16 protein-coding genes are annotated in these 16,678 nt (G+C 33.6%); all 16 read left to right on the top strand.

The window, feature by feature from the left end:
- Position 1: 1 nt before the first annotated feature.
- Positions 2 to 1,243 carry an NADH-quinone oxidoreductase subunit D gene (locus BM072_RS09740; protein WP_092908480.1) on the top strand — a complete coding sequence of 414 codons (1,242 nt, stop codon included), beginning with the start codon at positions 2 to 4 and terminating at the stop codon, positions 1,241 to 1,243.
- 15 nt (positions 1,244 to 1,258) lie between these two features.
- On the top strand, positions 1,259 to 1,750 hold the full coding sequence (locus BM072_RS09745) for an NADH-quinone oxidoreductase subunit NuoE family protein (protein ID WP_092908481.1): 492 nt from the start codon (positions 1,259 to 1,261) through the stop codon (positions 1,748 to 1,750).
- Positions 1,750 to 3,108, top strand: a complete 1,359-nt coding sequence (gene nuoF / locus BM072_RS09750; RefSeq protein ID WP_092908482.1) for an NADH-quinone oxidoreductase subunit NuoF — start codon at positions 1,750 to 1,752, stop codon at positions 3,106 to 3,108. Before BM072_RS09745 ends, nuoF begins: the two co-directional genes overlap by 1 nt.
- A gap of 7 nt (positions 3,109 to 3,115) precedes the next feature.
- Positions 3,116 to 4,198 (top strand): NADH-quinone oxidoreductase subunit G, encoded by a 1,083-nt coding sequence (locus BM072_RS09755; protein WP_092908483.1) that lies wholly within the window; start codon positions 3,116 to 3,118, stop codon positions 4,196 to 4,198.
- 25 nt (positions 4,199 to 4,223) lie between these two features.
- Positions 4,224 to 5,273 carry an NADH-quinone oxidoreductase subunit NuoH gene (gene nuoH, locus BM072_RS09760; protein ID WP_092908484.1) on the top strand — a complete coding sequence of 350 codons (1,050 nt, stop codon included), beginning with the start codon at positions 4,224 to 4,226 and terminating at the stop codon, positions 5,271 to 5,273.
- A 22-nt stretch (positions 5,274 to 5,295) separates the two neighbouring features.
- A complete protein-coding gene (nuoI, locus tag BM072_RS09765; RefSeq protein ID WP_092908485.1) occupies positions 5,296 to 5,799 on the top strand; it encodes an NADH-quinone oxidoreductase subunit NuoI in 504 nt (167 codons plus the stop codon).
- Positions 5,799 to 6,317, top strand: a complete 519-nt coding sequence (locus tag BM072_RS09770; RefSeq protein ID WP_092908486.1) for an NADH-quinone oxidoreductase subunit J family protein — start codon at positions 5,799 to 5,801, stop codon at positions 6,315 to 6,317. Before nuoI ends, BM072_RS09770 begins: the two co-directional genes overlap by 1 nt.
- A gap of 16 nt (positions 6,318 to 6,333) precedes the next feature.
- Positions 6,334 to 6,660 carry an NADH-quinone oxidoreductase subunit NuoK gene (nuoK, locus tag BM072_RS09775; protein ID WP_092908487.1) on the top strand — a complete coding sequence of 109 codons (327 nt, stop codon included), beginning with the start codon at positions 6,334 to 6,336 and terminating at the stop codon, positions 6,658 to 6,660.
- Between the two features lie 2 nt (positions 6,661 to 6,662).
- Complete coding sequence (nuoL, locus tag BM072_RS09780; RefSeq protein ID WP_092908488.1) at positions 6,663 to 8,555, top strand: NADH-quinone oxidoreductase subunit L; 1,893 nt, start codon at positions 6,663 to 6,665, stop codon at positions 8,553 to 8,555.
- Positions 8,556 to 8,562: 7 nt separating this feature from the next.
- Positions 8,563 to 9,981, top strand: a complete 1,419-nt coding sequence (locus tag BM072_RS09785) for a complex I subunit 4 family protein (protein ID WP_092908489.1) — start codon at positions 8,563 to 8,565, stop codon at positions 9,979 to 9,981.
- A 21-nt stretch (positions 9,982 to 10,002) separates the two neighbouring features.
- Positions 10,003 to 11,391, top strand: a complete 1,389-nt coding sequence (locus BM072_RS09790; protein WP_092908490.1) for an NADH-quinone oxidoreductase subunit N — start codon at positions 10,003 to 10,005, stop codon at positions 11,389 to 11,391.
- Positions 11,392 to 11,581: 190 nt separating this feature from the next.
- Positions 11,582 to 13,435 carry a M1 family metallopeptidase gene (locus BM072_RS09795; protein ID WP_092908491.1) on the top strand — a complete coding sequence of 618 codons (1,854 nt, stop codon included), beginning with the start codon at positions 11,582 to 11,584 and terminating at the stop codon, positions 13,433 to 13,435.
- A complete protein-coding gene (locus BM072_RS09800; RefSeq protein WP_177190301.1) occupies positions 13,435 to 14,205 on the top strand; it encodes a type III pantothenate kinase in 771 nt (256 codons plus the stop codon). The genes BM072_RS09795 and BM072_RS09800 overlap by 1 nt, the downstream gene beginning before the upstream one ends.
- 126 nt (positions 14,206 to 14,331) lie before the next feature.
- Positions 14,332 to 14,907 (top strand): RNA polymerase sigma factor, encoded by a 576-nt coding sequence (locus BM072_RS09805; RefSeq protein ID WP_092908493.1) that lies wholly within the window; start codon positions 14,332 to 14,334, stop codon positions 14,905 to 14,907.
- Positions 14,891 to 15,550: a hypothetical protein gene (locus BM072_RS09810; protein WP_092908494.1), complete on the top strand. Its 660-nt coding sequence runs from the start codon at positions 14,891 to 14,893 to the stop codon at positions 15,548 to 15,550. The genes BM072_RS09805 and BM072_RS09810 overlap by 17 nt, the downstream gene beginning before the upstream one ends.
- 31 nt (positions 15,551 to 15,581) lie before the next feature.
- Entirely contained in the window at positions 15,582 to 16,622 is a 1,041-nt protein-coding gene (locus tag BM072_RS09815) for a hypothetical protein (RefSeq protein ID WP_092908495.1), read from the top strand.
- Positions 16,623 to 16,678 lie beyond the last annotated feature (56 nt).

A 16,678-nucleotide genomic window follows, 5' to 3' on the forward strand; every position in this document is an offset into this window, starting at 1 on the left:
CATGGGAAAAGAAAAAACAAAAAAGAAAAAACATCTTGATCTTCCAGATGGTTCTTTAGAAAAAAGTACAATTACCTTAAACTTAGGACCAACACACCCTGCGACGCATGGAGTTTTTCAAAATATTTTAGAGATTGATGGTGAAATCATCAAATCTGCTGTTCCTACAGTTGGTTACATTCACCGTGCTTTCGAAAAAATTGCCGAACGCAAACCATTGTACCAAATAACACCACTTACCGATCGATTAAACTATTGTTCGGCACCGTTAAACAACTTAGGTTGGCACATGACGGTTGAGAAATTTGTTGGAATTGAAGTTCCAAAACGTGTTTCTTATTTGCGTGTTATTATTATGGAATTGGCTCGTGTAGCAGATCATATCGTGTGTAATTCGATTATGGGAGTTGATACAGGAGCATTTACAGGATTCCTATATATGATGAAATACCGTGAGTTGGTATATGAGATTTACGAAGAAATTTGTGGTTCTCGTCTTACAACAAATATCGGTCGTATTGGTGGTTTTGAACGTGATTTTTCTGACGTAGCTTGGGAAAAAATTAATCGTTTTGTAACCGAATTCCCAGATGTTTTAACAGAATTCAATAACCTATTTTTACGAAACCGTATTTTTATGGATCGTACACAAGGAGTTGGAGGAATTTCTGCAGAACGCGCCTTAAATTATGGTTTTACAGGACCTAATTTACGTGCAGCAGGAGTAGATTATGATGTGCGTGTAGCAAAACCATATTCTCGTTACGAAGAATTTGATTTCGAAATTCCAGTTGGTACAACAGGAGATTGTTATGACAGATTCTTGGTTCGTAACCAAGAAATGTGGCAAAGTATGAACATTATCAAACAAGCAATCGAAAAAATTAATGCATTAGAAGGTGAAGAAGCAACACAATATCATGCCGATGCACCAGATTTCTATTTGCCACTAAAGAAAGACGTTTATACAAAAATGGAAGCGTTAATCTATCACTTCAAAATTATTATGGGAGAGGTAGATATACCAAAAGGAGAAATTTATAATTCTATAGAAGCTGCAAATGGCGAATTAGGTTATTATTTTATTTCTGATGGTGGGCGTTCGCCTTATCGTTTACATTTCCGTAGACCTTGTTTCATTTATTATCAAGCTTATCCAGAATTAATCGAAGGATCAATGATCTCTGACGCCATTATTACAATGAGTAGTCTTAATTTGATTGCTGGAGAATTAGATGCTTAATAAAAATTATTAAAAATGGCAGTTCAATTTTCAGAAGAAACACAAAAAAAAGTAGATACAATCATTGCACGTTATCCAGAAGATAAAAAACAAAGTGCCTTGATTCCTTTACTTCACGTGGCACAAGCTGAGTTTGGTGGTTGGTTAGACACACCTCATTTAGATTATGTTGCAGAAGTATTGCAAATTTTACCAGTAGAAGTTTACGAAGTAGCTTCATTTTATTCGATGTTTAATTTAAATCCTGTTGGGAAATTTGTTTTAGAAGTTTGTCAAACAGGACCTTGTATGTTAAATGGTTCTGATAAAATTATCAACCACATCAAAACAAAATTAAATATAGAAGCTGGAGGAACTTCAACAGACGGTTTATTTACACTTAAACCGGTTGAATGTTTAGGCGCATGTGGTTATGCACCAATGTTACAGTTAGGAAAAACTTATCGCGAGCATTTAACAATCGAGAAAGTTGACGAGTTGTTAGAAGAATTGAAAAAATTAGCATAATGGGACAAAAATTATTATTAAAAAATATTGATGTTCCAGGAATCCGTCATTACCAAGCTTACCGCGAAAACGGTGGTTACGCAAACGCAGAAAAAGCATTTGCAATGACAACAGACGCAATCTTAGAAGAAGTAAAAGCTTCGGGATTACGTGGTCGTGGTGGTGCAGGTTTCCCAACAGGAATGAAATGGAGCTTTTTGGCAAAGCCAGAAGGTGTGGCAAGACATTTAGTTGTAAATGCAGATGAGTCTGAACCAGGAACGTTCAAAGACCGTTATTTGATGGAATATATTCCTCATTTATTGATTGAAGGAATCTTAATTTCATCTTTTTGTTTAGGATCTAACACATCATTTATCTATATCCGTGGAGAATATGCTTGGGTTGCAGAAATTTTAGAAGAAGCAATAGAAGAAGCAAAAGCTGCGGGTTGGTTAGGTAAAAATATTCAAGGAACAGGTTATGATTTAGAAATCGTTGTTCAACGCGGTGGTGGAGCATATATCTGTGGAGAAGAAACTGCATTATTAGAATCGTTAGAAGGTAAACGCGGAAATCCACGTTTAAAACCACCTTTTCCAGCTGTTAAAGGTTTATGGGGAAGACCAACGGTTGTAAATAATGTAGAAACAATTGCAGCAATTGTTCCAATTATCGAGATTACAGGAGCAGAATATGCCAAAATTGGAGTAGGACGTTCTACAGGAACTAAATTAATTTCGGCTTGTGGTAATATCAATAAACCAGGAGTTTACGAAATTGATATGACAATTACAGTCGAAGAATTTATTTATTCGGATGAATATTGTGGTGGAATTCCGAACGGAAAACGTTTAAAAGCATGTATTCCAGGAGGAAGCTCTGTTCCAATTGTTCCAGCAAATTTATTGTTAACAACTGCAGAAGGAAAACCTCGTTACATGAACTATGAAAGTTTATCAGAAGGAGGATTCCAAACAGGAACAATGATGGGTTCTGGAGGATTTATTGTGTTAGATGAAGATCAAGATGTTGTTTATCATACCTATACATTAGCTCGTTTTTATCGCCACGAATCATGTGGACAATGTTCACCATGTCGCGAAGGAACAGGTTGGATGGAAAAAATCTTGAAACGAATAGATGAAGGACAAGGAAAAATGTCTGACATTGAATTGTTATGGGATGTACAACGTAAGATAGAAGGAAATACAATTTGTCCATTAGGAGATGCAGCGGCTTGGCCAGTTGCAGCAGCAATTCGTCATTTCCGTGATGAATTTGAATGGCATATTAACAATCCAGAAGAATGTTTGACGCGTAATTTTGGTTTAGCACATTATGCTGATCCATTAGTCATTAAAGAAACCGCAAATTAATACGAAGATGGCAGAAGAAACACCATTATTTAAAGTTACCATCGATAACGAAACGATTGAAGTACCTGCGGGAACAACAATCCTTCAGGCTGCGCGTATGATTGGTAAAGAAGTAGCACCTCCAGCAATGTGTTACTACGGTAAATTAGAAAATACAGGAGGTAACTGTAGAACTTGTTTGGTAGAAGTATCAAAAGGTAGTGAAGCAGATCCTCGTCCAATGCCAAAATTAGTTCCATCTTGCCGAACAACGGTTATGGACGGAATGGTTGTTGGCAATAAAACATCAGAACGTACAGTAGAAGCACGTAAAGGTATTGTTGAATTATTATTAATCAACCATCCTTTAGACTGTCCGGTTTGTGACCAAGCAGGTGAATGTAAATTACAAGATTTGAGTTACGAACATGGCGCTGAAGCTACACGTTATGAATTTGATCGTAGAACTTTTCCAAAAGAAGATTTAGGACCAAATATTCAGTTGAACATGAACCGATGCATTTTATGTTATCGTTGTGTAAAAACGGCTGATCAAATTACGGGTTGTCGTGAGCATGGTGTAATGAATCGTGGTGATCACGCAGAAATTTCAACACATATTCACAAGAATTTAGACAACGAGTTTATCGGAAATATTATTGATGTTTGCCCAGTAGGTGCTTTAACAGATAAAACATTCCGTTTCAAAAACCGTGTTTGGTTCTTAAAACCAGTAGATGCGCACCGCGATTGCCCAACATGTTCGGGTAAAGCACAAGTGTGGTTTCGTGGAGATGAGGTTTTTCGTGTAACAGCACGTAAAGATGAATACAACGAAGTAGAAGATTGGATTTGTAATACATGTCGTTTTGATAAAAAAGAGATTAACGATTGGACATTAGAAAAACCATCAGAAATTTCTAAAGATTCTGTAATTCGTCAAGGACATTATTTTGAGGACAAAGTAGAGCCAAAAGAAACTTTACCAAAAGTAATCAAAAGAGAGCCAAAAATTCTTTTAGACATACACACCGTAAGTCAGGTAAACGAGCCAGACCGTGATTTGTCTAAAATTGACGGACCAGCAACCAGTAACGACTATAAAGATTAATCATTCGTAAAATAAAATTAACAAAATGACAGAAGAATTTATTGCTGATGCATTAGAAAAGTTAGCTTTAGTAGGCGTAATGATTGGCTTTGCATTAGTTGTTGCAATGTATTCTACTTGGGCTGAACGTAAAGTTGCAGCATTTTTACAAGATCGTATCGGACCAAACCGTGCAGGTATTTTTGGGTTATTGCAACCACTTGCCGATGGTTTAAAACTATTCTCTAAAGAGGAAATTACACCAAAAGATTCGAATAAATTTTTATTCATCTTAGGACCATCATTGGCTATGATTGTAGCATGTATGACAGGTGCAGTAATTCCTTGGTCAACAGCTTTCGAGATTGGAGATCGCGTTGTAGTTCCACAAATTGCAGATGTTAACATCGGATTTTTATACATTTTAGGTGTATTAAGTTTAGGTGTTTACGGAATTATGATTGGAGCTTGGGCGTCGAACAACAAATACTCTTTAATGGGAGGTTTGCGTGCCGCATCTCAAATTATCTCGTACGAGTTACCAATGGGAATTGTATTAATCACTGTATTGATGATGACAGGTTCATTAAGATTAAGTGATATTGTGCATTATCAACAAGATCATGCTTGGTTTATTATTTTACAACCAGTCGGATTTATCATTTTCCTAGTTTGTTCGTTTGCCGAAACAAACCGTACACCTTTTGATTTACCAGAAGCAGAAAATGAATTAGTTGGAGGTTATCACTCAGAATATTCTTCGATGAAGATGGGATTCTTCTTATTTGCAGAATACATCAACATGTTTATTAGTTCTGTGGTTATTTCAACTTTATATTTTGGTGGTTATGATATACCATTTGTAGACGAAGCAAAATTGGCAGAATCTATTGGAATGAATTGGGTTTCTGTACTTAATTTCCTTTCATTATTCGGAAAATCATGTTTCTTTATTTTCTTCTACATGTGGGTACGTTGGACGATTCCTCGTTTCAGATACGACCAATTGATGAATTTAGGATGGAAAAAATTATTGCCTTTAGCATTAATCAATATGTTAATTACAGGCTTAGTGATTTTATTATTAAACAAATAGAATCATCAAAATCATTAAAAGTATGGAACCAATTACAAATAGATCAAAACAAGTAGAACGCAAACCCTTAACATTTTGGGAAAGCATCTATTTGATTTCTATCGCAAAAGGATTGATGATTACATTGAAGCACTTTTTTTCGAAAAAAGCGACAATTAGTTATCCAGAAAAAACACGACCATTTAGTCCTGTATTTAGAGGATTACATGTTTTAAATAAAGACGAAGAAGATCGCGAAAACTGTACAGCTTGTGGACTTTGTGCATTAGCATGTCCGGCAGAAGCCATTACAATGGAAGCCGCAGAAAGACTTCCTGGTGAAGAACATTTGTATAGAGAAGAAAAATATGCCGCAAAATATGAAATTAACATGTTGCGTTGTATTTTCTGTGGTTTTTGTGAAGAAGCTTGTCCAAAAGATGCTGTTTATTTATCGCAAACAGTTCCGCCAGCAAGTTTTGATCGTAAAAACTTTATCTACACAAAAGAAGATTTATTAATACCGAACAAAAAAGCTGCGAACTAATGGAAATTACACAAATTTTATTCTACGTTTTATCGAGCTTAACGGTGTTAAGCGCGTTACTGATGGTGTTTAGTAAAAACCCTGTTTACTCTATCTTATATTTAATCGTCACATTTTTCTGTATAAGTGGACATTACGTTTTATTAAATGCACAATTTTTGGCAATCGTAAATGTAATTGTTTATGCAGGTGCCATTATGGTATTATTCCTTTTTGTGGTGATGTTAATGAATTTGAACAACGAAAAACATTCGTTTGGTCGTCCCGCAAAACTACTAGCAGCAAGTTTAATCTCGTTGTTATTTATTGCATTAACAGTTGGTATTTTCTTCGGAAATAAAACTGCCGCAGTAACACCAGTAGAAATGGGAACAGGAGATTTAGGATTGATACACAACCTAGGATCATTGTTATATTCAGAATATGTTTTACCATTTGAGTTAAGCAGTATCTTGTTTATTTCTGCAATGATTGGCGCGGTCATGTTATCAAAAAAGGACGAAGAATTATTGGATTAAATATAAAAAGTAAAAGATGTTACCAATCAGTTATTATATTACTTTATCATTAATCCTATTCGGAATAGGAATGACTGGTGTTATGATTCGTCGTAATGCAATCGTCATTTTTATGTGTATAGAATTGATGTTAAACGCTGTTAACTTGTTGCTAGTTGCATTCTCTAAGATGCACTATCACACAAATCCAGCATTAGAAAAAGGAACAGACGCACAGTTGTTAGTCTTTTTTATTATGGTAGTTGCTGCGGCTGAAGTTGCGGTTGGCTTATCAGTAATAATACTATTGTTCCGAAAAGTTTATTCGGTAGATATTAATGTGTTAAATCGATTAAAAGGATAAGAATGGAGCAGTATATATGGTTAATTCCTTTGATTCCATTCATCGGATTTTTAATAAACGGTTTAGGACGAAATGTACTTTCTAACAGCTTAGTTACGTTTATCGGTAGCGGAGCAGTTTTGGCAAGTTTCATTTTATCAATCATGGTTTTTATCGCAGTTCCTTCGGGCGCAGGCGCACAACCATTAATTTTTAAAGCATTTGATTTAATCAATATTCCAACTTTGCAAGTGCCTTTTGCCTTTCAAATTGATGCATTAACAAGTTTATTCTTGTTAATTATTACTGGAGTAGGATTTTTGATACATGTATATAGTTCTGCTTATATGAGCGAGGACAAAGGATTTGCAAAATTCTTTGCTTACCTAAATTTATTCATCTTTTTTATGTTGATTCTTGTAATGGGAAATAACTTTGTAATGATGTTTATTGGTTGGGAAGGTGTAGGATTATGTTCTTTCTTATTAATTGGATTTTGGTTTACAAATCCAGAATATGTAAAAGCAGCAAAAAAAGCTTTTATCATGAACCGTATTGGAGACGTAGGTTTCTTATTGGCAATGTTTTGGATTTTTAAAGAATTTGGAACATTAGAATATGTAAAAGTATTTAACCAATTAGCAATCGATCCTTCTGCATTTACAGGTTTTGTATTAACAGGAATTACATTGTTGTTATTTTTAGCAGCAACAGGTAAATCGGCACAATTACCATTATTTACATGGTTACCAGACGCAATGGCTGGTCCAACACCGGTTTCTGCATTAATACATGCTGCAACAATGGTTACGGCTGGTATCTTTATGATAGCACGTTGCAACGTTTTGTTTACAGCTGCACCATTTACATTAGAAATTATACAATACGTAGGTATCGCAACAGCGTTTATTACTGCAACTATTGCAATGCGTCAAAACGATATCAAAAAAGTATTGGCTTATTCTACTGTATCACAATTAGGTTTAATGTTTGCTGCAATTGGTTCTGGCGCTTATATCGCTGCCGTTTTCCATGTAATGACGCATGCATTTTTCAAAGCATTATTATTCTTAGGAGCGGGTTCTGTTATTCACGGAATGCACCACGAACAAGATATGCGTAAAATGGGAGGACTTAAGAAATACATGAAAATTACACACATCACATTTTTAATTGGATGTTTGGCAATTGCAGGTATTCCTGGTTTATCTGGTTTCTTTTCTAAAGACGAAATGTTATTAGGAATGTTTATTTCTAACCCAATTATTTACGTTTTAGGTTTCATTGTTTCTGTATTAACGGCTTTCTATATGTTCCGTTTATATGCGATGACTTTCTTGGGAGATTTAAGAGACAAAGACGCTCATCCACACGAAAGTCCAGCAGCAATGACAATTCCATTAATCATCTTAGCAGTTTTATCTGTTGTAGCGGGTTATATCGGAATTCCAGCATTGTTTATGAAAGATGGTCATCAATTACAAACTTTCTTAAGTGGAGTTGTAAATATTGGCGAAGTACATCATGTTGCACATTCTACAGAATGGTTAATGATGGGTGCTTTATTAATTTGTGTTGTTGGAGCAATTTTATTTGCAATCAAAAAATATACAAATCATGTTGACGAAGAAGCAACAGGTGTTGCAAAATTCTTCCAAAACAAATGGTACATCGACGAACTTTATGACAATGCAATTGTAAAACCATTGTATGAGTTAGCAGATGTCTTGAAAAAATATGTAGAAAAAGCAGGTATTGCAGCTTTTGTTTTAGGAGTTGGTACTGTTTCGGAACGCGCATCTAAAAATGTACGTACGCTACAAAACGGAAATGTCGGATTCTATATTATGTTAATGGTTGTCGGAATCGTTGCAGGTATAGCAATCTTTTTTATGGGATATTTAATTTCAAAATAAGTCACAAATGCTTTTATCTTTATTTATCATATTACCATTAATAGTAGGAGTTTTTATGCTATTAATGAAAGATCAAAAACCACAAAGATGGTTAGGAGCATTCGTAGGTGGAGCTTTGGTTGCATTGTATTTTTTCATCACTTGCAAAGGTGGTACAAATGAATTAGTATATCATGCGCCTTGGTTTAACTTCAATAGCGTTAAAACTTATTTTGCGTTAAATGCTCAAGGATTAGGTGGCTTAATGTTGCTTTTATCCAATTTTACTTATTTGGCTTTATTTGTTTATTTGTCAACATCTAAACAAAATTATTCAAATACTTTTTACGGATTATTATTAATCACTTTAGCAGGGTTAAATGGTGTTTTCTTAGCAGAAGACTTAATTTTATTCTACTTTTTCTGGGAAGTTGTTCTTATTCCGGTTTATTTCTTAATTGGATTATTCGGAAAAGGAAAAGACAAACTTCGCGCAAATATGACGTTTTTCCTTTACACAATTTTAGGATCAATGTTTATGTTAGGTGGAATTGTTTACATCGGATTTTACTTAAAACCAACATCGTTTTTATTAGCAGATGTGCAACAAGTAACCTCAGCAGTTTATTCAACAAACACAACATTGGCTTTGTTATTTTTAATTGCTTTTGTAATCAAAATTCCAATTTTCCCATTTCATACATGGCAACCAACAATTTACAAAACATCACCAACACCACTTACAGTTGTACTTTCAGCTTTGATGGCGAAGATGGGATTGTTTGCCGTTGTAAACTGGTATTTAGGTATGTTTCCAACCGTTTCGGGATTGTTTAAGTACATTATGTACATTGCAATTTTCGGATTGGTTTACGCATCGTTAATTGCTTTAAGCTCTAAAAACGTTAAGAAAATTATTGCATATAGCTCTATTGCTCACTTAGCATTAATTTTTGTATCGTTATTTTCTGAATTAGCAAATGGTATTACAGGTGCTTATTTCCAAATGTTTTCGCACGGTTTAGTCGTTTTAGGATTATGGATTTGTGTGGATATTATGGAAAGAAAATATCATTTAACAGACATCAAATCAATTGGAGGATTAGCAAAAGTAGATCCAACATTGTCTATCTTGTTTATGATATTTGGTTTAGCAAATATTGCATTACCACTTACAAGCTCGTTTATTGGAGAGTTTATGATGCTTTCGGCATTGTTTACATTCAATCCAGTTTTATGTGTTGTGGCATGTTTAGGTGTAATCTTATCAGCAGTTTATACATTAAGATTGTCAAGTGAAATACTTTTCGGAGAAGTAAAAAATATCAAAGAAAAAGATTCTAAAAAAGGAGGTTTTGGACCAATCGCAGTTTTATCTGTTATCGCTATTTTGATTATCATTTTAGGGATTTATCCAGCACCAATTTTTAATTTATTAGCTCATTAAATCATTTTGAAGAAATAGAATATGAATACTATTATTTTATCAGCACTTTCAGGAATTATTTTGATGTTTAGTGGATTCTACATCAAAAATAATCGTGCCTTAAATATTCTTTCTGTTGTTTTGTTTTTCGGAATGATTATAGGAGGAATTTTCGAGTTGAGAGGTTGCTCAATGTTCGCAGGTAAATTTGACAATATGATTGGACAATCGCTTTACGGCGTTTCCTTTTTTATCGCATTAGCTGCATTGGCAATTTTTTACTTATTATTAAACAAAGACGCTTTTGGTAAAGTCGGAAAACATGTCGCAGAATATTATGCACTTATCTTTTTCGCATTTACAGGAATCGCTGTCTTAGCACAATTTCATAACTTAGTAATGATGTTTTTAGGAATCGAATTAATGTCGATCCCAATGTACATTATTGCAGGTACAAACAAAGAAAGTGTTAAAAGTACAGAAGCATCGGTTAAATATTTCTTGATGGGAGCATTTTCTACAGGAATTTTAATGTTAGGTGTTACACTTTTATACGGTGCAACAGGCACATTTATGGTTGACCAATTGGTAAACTATAATCCCGTATTCGAAAATATTTATTATGCCGGATGGTGTTTAATCATCTTCGCATTTTGTTTTAAAGTATCAGCTGCGCCTTTCCACGCATGGACGCCCGATGTGTATGACGGAACACCAACCGTGTTTACATCATTTATGTCGACAATCATCAAAGGAGGATCATTTTTAGGATTTATAATGGTTTTAAAATCATTCCCAACAAATGTAGAATATGGCGAATATTATCGTTTGTTATTGGCATCAATTATCATCTTAACATTGTTCATCGGAAACTTTGGCGCTGTTTCGCAAAAATCTGTAAAACGTTTGATGGCTTATTCATCAATCGCACAAGCAGGTTTCATGTTATTTGTATTGTTCACAATAAACTCAGCATCTAAAGAAGCATTAATGTTTTATACGATTGCTTATTCTGTTGCTAACTTTATTATTTTTTATGCGATAGACCAATTCAAAAATCCAAAATTTGATAGTTTCACAGGTTTAGGAAAAGCAAATCCAATATTAGCAGCATCAGTTACAATCTCATTAATTTCATTGGCAGGAATTCCTTTAACGGGAGGTTTCTTCGCAAAATTTATGGCTTTGAGTATTGGAGGAACAAATGATAAAAACCTTTTCTTAATTGTTATCGCATTAGTAATGGCAGTTTTAAGTATGTATTATTACTTTAAAGTCATCAACTATATGTACTTTAAGAAAGGAAAAAATAAAGTAAAATCTCAAGACGGATTAACTAATTTCTTACTAATTGTAGGAATGGTTATCTTAATTGTAATGGGAATTTTCCCAGGAATTTTATCAACATTTTTACAAACACCAATGTGGTAATTGTAAAATAGGTATAGTTTATTATTATTTATTATTTTGAAAAAGCTCGTGTTAATTTGTTTAACACGAGCTTTTTGTATAATTATAAGGCAGGAAAAATGATTACTATTTTAAAAGCTTGAAACAAAACCTGTCTGTTTAAAGCTTTTTTGTATTTTTGAGAGATTAAAGTTTAATGAATTAGTTTGAAATGAGAAAATTTACACTATTAATCTGTTTATGTTTAGTACAATTTGCATTTGCGCAACGCAAAGGTTATTGGCAACAAAAAGTAGATTACAAAATGACGGTTGATATGAAAGAAAATGCATATCAATTCGACGGAAAAATGCAATTGAAATACACGAATAATTCAGGTCAAAACCTAAACAAAGTTTATTTTCATTTGTATTACAATGCTTTTCAACCAGGAAGCATGATGGATAATCGTTTACAAAACATTGTCGATCCAGATAAGCGAATGACAAATAATATCGGAACAAAAGAAAATCCTAAATATCAAAGTAGAATTTCTACTTTAACACCAGACCAAATCGGGTATCAAAAAGTAACTTCATTAACACAAAATGGACAAGCTGTTACATATAAAGTTGATGGTACAATTTTAGAAGTAACCTTGGCAAAACCAATTGCAGAAGGTCAAACTGCTACTTTTGATATGGTTTGGAATGCTCAAATTCCAGAACAAATTCGTCGTACAGGAAGAAATTCAAAAGATGGCGTAGATTTTTCTATGGCGCAATGGTATCCTAAAATGGCAGAGTTTGATCCAGAAGGATGGCATTTAGACGAATATATTGGTCGCGAATTTTTTGCACCTTTTGGTAATTTTGATGTAACAATTAATATCGGTAAAGACTATATAGTTGGTGCTTCGGGAGAATTACAAAATCCAAAAGAGGTAAAAGGTTATGTAAAAAATCCTGTGATTAAAGAGAAAAACGGGAAAGCAACATGGAATTTTAAAGCAGAAAATATTCATGATTTTGTTTGGGCAGCCGATAAAGAATTTATCGTAGAACATGCAAAATCTAAACATGGTGTAGATATTTACTTAATTTATCAAGACAACGATTCTTCGCCAGCTTGGCGCAAAGCAATGCCTTATGCATTAGGTTTCTTTGATTATAATTCAGAACATTTTGGAGAATATCCATGGAAAACATACTCAATTATCCAAGGTGGTGATGGTGGAATGGAATACGGAACAGCAACTTTAATTGCTGGTGGTAAAAACTTAGATAGCTTAATCGGAACAATTTTTCACGAAGCAGCGCACTCTTGGTACCAACAATTATTCGGAATTAATGAAACGTATAATGAATGGTTTGACGAAGGTTTTACATCTTATGTAGAGCAAATGGCGCATCTTAATGTGTACGAAAAAGTAAAAGTTATTCCATCTAATCCAAATCCAGATGCTTACAAAGGATACATCAATTTGGCGTTATCTGGTAAAGAAGAACCAGCAAGTTTATTGGCAGATTATTACAACACAAATTACGCTTATTCGTTAGAAGCATATTATAAAGGTCAAGTTTTAGCCATACAATTAGGTTATATTATTGGTCAAGATAATTTGAATAAAACATTCTTAAGATTTTATGACGAATGGAAATTTAAACATCCTTCTGGTAACGATTTCAAACGTGTTGCAGAAGAAGTTTCAGGCGTAAATTTAAAATGGTATTTCAATTTATTCTTAAACACAACACGTAAAATTGATTATGCAATTGATGGTGTAAATGGAAAAACAATTACGTTAGCAAATAAGTCTGATTTTGCAATGCCAATTGATTTATTAGTTGAATATACAGATGGTTCAAAAGAATTATTTTATATCCCATTACGTGAAATGCGTGGCGAAAAACCAGCAGAAAACTTAGTAGAATATAAAGGTGCAAAAAGAACAATTTTAGAAGATTGGTTCTGGACAAAACCTTTGTACGATGTTAAAGTTTCGAAAGAAGTAAAACAAGTTACAATCGATCCAACAAAACGTTTGGCAGATGTAAACTTTGATAATAACGTATTCACAAAATAATGTTATTAGCAGTAAACATAGGAAATACAAATATTCGTTTCGCGGCATTTAGAAGCGAAACGGATATTATTACTTGGACAATCAACTCAAAACCTCCGCGTACAGAATCCGAATTTTTTGCTAAATTCTCGAATATGTACGAGCCTTTCGGAATTTCGAAAGATGATATTACAGATATTGTAATTGGTTCGGTTGTTCCTCCGTTAACTTTAAATGTTAAAAAAGCGTTGCGTAAAATACATCATTTTACACCAATGATTGTCGATCGTAACACGCCTTCAGCAATTGTACATACATCTAACCAAATGGGAACAGATTTGTATGCAAATGCAGTTGCGGCGCATTATCAAGATTATCATGGTAAAAAAATTGTGATTGATTTTGGTACAGCTTTAACCTTTTTAGGAATTAATGATGATGGTACAGTTGGTGGCGTAGTTATAGCGCCAGGAATTATTACCGCGCTTAATTCTTTGGTTGGCGAAACGGCGCAATTACCAAATATCGAATTGAAAGAACCAAAATCTGTTCTTGGTACCGATACCGAATCGTGTATGCAATCAGGTATGGTTTATGGATTTTTGAGTATGGTAGAAGGAATGATTGATCGTATTAATGAAGAAGCTGGTGAAAAATGTTTTGTTATTTCGACTGGTGGTGTTGGCGGCGTTTATAAGCCTTTAACAACAAAAATTGATGCAGATGATCGTTTACACACCATAAAAGGTCTTAAAATACTTTATGAGTTGAATAAAGATTCAATAAAATAATAATTTAAAAGCTCGCTAAATGCGGGCTTTTTTTATAGAAAGTCATTTAATCTGAAATATTTTTCTTAATTTTTGTAACCTTTTCAAACTACCTGAGTCTATTAAATAAGAAAGCAATTAACACACGTGAATTTATTTGTCCTAAATAGAAAAAGCAAAGAAGAACTTTTGGTCGATCGACTAAAAAAGAACGATGCTTTGGCGCAAAAAGAACTCTATCAACAATCGTCCAAAAAGATGCTAAGTGTTTGTAGAAGTTATATAGAAGACATGCATTATGCAGAAGATTGTATGATTAACGGTTTTTGTAAAGTATTTAATCATATTCAGAAATTTCAAAATAAAGGAAGTTTTGAAGGTTGGGTACGACGTATTATGGTGAACGAATGTTTAACATTTTTACGCTCAAATAAAACATTGATTTATGTGGATGATAATAGAATTGCTGATTATGATGAGGTGGACGATGAAGTAGATAACGAGTGGTTAGATTTTAATGTACAAGAAGTGTTAGATCAACTTTCGGAGCCGTACAGATTGGTTTTTAATCTTCATATACTCGAAGATTATTCGCACCAAGAAATTGCAGAGATGCTGAATATTTCGGTATCAACAAGTAAAACACAATTGTTTAGAGCAAAGGCGAAACTGAAAGAAATTGTTTTATCGCAAAAGAAAAAAAGAAATGAAAAAGAAGGATAATATATCAAAACATATTTTTAATGAATTGGAGCAGCGAGAGCTAAATCCGTCGCATGATGCATGGGACAGAATACAAGCTCGTATGGATGTGGCGCCAATTCAGCAACCGCAATCCAATTTCAAATGGTGGTTGTCTGCCGCTGTTGTAGCCATGTTTACGGTTTCTGCGTCGGTGTTTTTATATATCAATCAAACAGATACAAATGTAGAAGTTGTTCATCAACCAACGCAAAATAATACAGATTCATCAATCGAAAAACAAGATGAAATTGTAGATAAGCATACAGATGAGTTGGCGAATAACGAGAAAATTGATTCGGCGAGAAAAGTAGAAGAAATACAACCAAAAGCAGAAAAACAAGTTGTACAAAAAGGAAAAGTACAAATTGCTGTAAACAAAGAAATGAATCAAGTTGAATTATCAATTCCGAAAGCAGCGTCTGTTACAGAGAAAAAAGAGATAATCAAAGAAGATTTAATTCCGAAGAAATCATTTGTTGCCAATAACAGTTTAGATTCTATCAAAAAACTAAAGAAGAAAAAGAATTTTGTTGATCCAAATATGTTGTTGTATTCAATAGAGAATAAAGAAAATTTAAAAGAGTCAAATCAATCGCGCGTAGTTTCTATTGGCTTCAATTAATTAACCATTTTACTGTTAAAATAACACGATTATGATAAAAAAACTTATCGTAGCAGGATTACTATGTTTGTCGGCTACATCACTATATGCTCAGAAATTTACATTTGATTTAAACGAAAAATCTAACGATAAAATAAGCCCAATTGTCCGCGATCAGATTAGCGAATTTACATTAGTTATTCGTCAAATAGTACAAGAAGAAAAAAAAGCAATGGAGAAAAAAATTGCTGAAGTAGACAAAGATTTGGCTGATGGTAAGCTAAATTCGAGCGAAGCAACTGCAAAAAAAGAAGCGTTGGCAAATGTATATTCTGGCTCAATAAATGAGCGTATTCAGGAAGTTAATTTCAATTTAGATGATATTATCAAACAACAAGTTGCTTTTTCTATCATGAATGGTGAAGATCCAATAACTCCGAAAACGCAGCAAGAAGCCATAAAAAAATACAAAATTAATAATACAATCAACGGTTACGGATCATATGGTTATATGGCGTTTACAGGGAAAAATAATGATGAGTTGGATAAACACGAAAAATTTTCGAGCAATTTAACACTTGGTTTAGTCTACGAACGCCAATTGTCAATTACAAGTCCAATCAACTTTTTGGCTGGAGGTTTACTTTCTTGGCGCACTTATCGTTTGGATGATGATATGATGTTTAACCGCGATGGCGACGGAAATGTAGGTCTTGTAAAAAGCGAAAAATCGTTAGATAAATCAAAACTTCGTTCGGCTTATTTTATGGTTCCAGTTGGTTTTAAATACAATTTTTCTAAGATTAAACGTGTAACAGATGATTTTACATATCGTCCACAATCTAAACATTATATTGCGGCTTACGGCTATGGCGGAACGTTATTATCGTCGAACAATATTGTAAAAGGAGATGGAATCCGAAATAAAAATAAAGGAAATTACAATGTAAACAATTTTGTTTACGGAGCCGAAATTACAGTTGGTTTAGGAATTGTAAACCTATTTGTTCGCAAAGATTTTAATAATTATTTTAAAGATAATACATTCGATAATCGTAAAATGATTCAGTTTGGCATAAATCTTGGAATATAGTAAACATCAATTATTTTATATAATTTGATATTTTCCTCAAATAACATTTTTATAAC

It is taken from the genome of Algoriella xinjiangensis (assembly GCF_900115015.1).
In the GTDB taxonomy this organism is placed as follows: domain Bacteria; phylum Bacteroidota; class Bacteroidia; order Flavobacteriales; family Weeksellaceae; genus Empedobacter; species Empedobacter xinjiangensis.

Coding starts and splice junctions, on each gene's coding strand:
- BM072_RS09740 (WP_092908480.1), top strand. CDS start 2: ATGGGAAAAGAAAAAACAAAAAAGAAAAAACATCTTGATCTTCCAGAT.
- BM072_RS09745 (WP_092908481.1), top strand. CDS start 1,259: ATGGCAGTTCAATTTTCAGAAGAAACACAAAAAAAAGTAGATACAATC.
- nuoF (WP_092908482.1), top strand. CDS start 1,750: ATGGGACAAAAATTATTATTAAAAAATATTGATGTTCCAGGAATCCGT.
- BM072_RS09755 (WP_092908483.1), top strand. CDS start 3,116: ATGGCAGAAGAAACACCATTATTTAAAGTTACCATCGATAACGAAACG.
- nuoH (WP_092908484.1), top strand. CDS start 4,224: ATGACAGAAGAATTTATTGCTGATGCATTAGAAAAGTTAGCTTTAGTA.
- nuoI (WP_092908485.1), top strand. CDS start 5,296: ATGGAACCAATTACAAATAGATCAAAACAAGTAGAACGCAAACCCTTA.
- BM072_RS09770 (WP_092908486.1), top strand. CDS start 5,799: ATGGAAATTACACAAATTTTATTCTACGTTTTATCGAGCTTAACGGTG.
- nuoK (WP_092908487.1), top strand. CDS start 6,334: ATGTTACCAATCAGTTATTATATTACTTTATCATTAATCCTATTCGGA.
- nuoL (WP_092908488.1), top strand. CDS start 6,663: ATGGAGCAGTATATATGGTTAATTCCTTTGATTCCATTCATCGGATTT.
- BM072_RS09785 (WP_092908489.1), top strand. CDS start 8,563: ATGCTTTTATCTTTATTTATCATATTACCATTAATAGTAGGAGTTTTT.
- BM072_RS09790 (WP_092908490.1), top strand. CDS start 10,003: ATGAATACTATTATTTTATCAGCACTTTCAGGAATTATTTTGATGTTT.
- BM072_RS09795 (WP_092908491.1), top strand. CDS start 11,582: ATGAGAAAATTTACACTATTAATCTGTTTATGTTTAGTACAATTTGCA.
- BM072_RS09800 (WP_177190301.1), top strand. CDS start 13,435: ATGTTATTAGCAGTAAACATAGGAAATACAAATATTCGTTTCGCGGCA.
- BM072_RS09810 (WP_092908494.1), top strand. CDS start 14,891: ATGAAAAAGAAGGATAATATATCAAAACATATTTTTAATGAATTGGAG.
- BM072_RS09815 (WP_092908495.1), top strand. CDS start 15,582: ATGATAAAAAAACTTATCGTAGCAGGATTACTATGTTTGTCGGCTACA.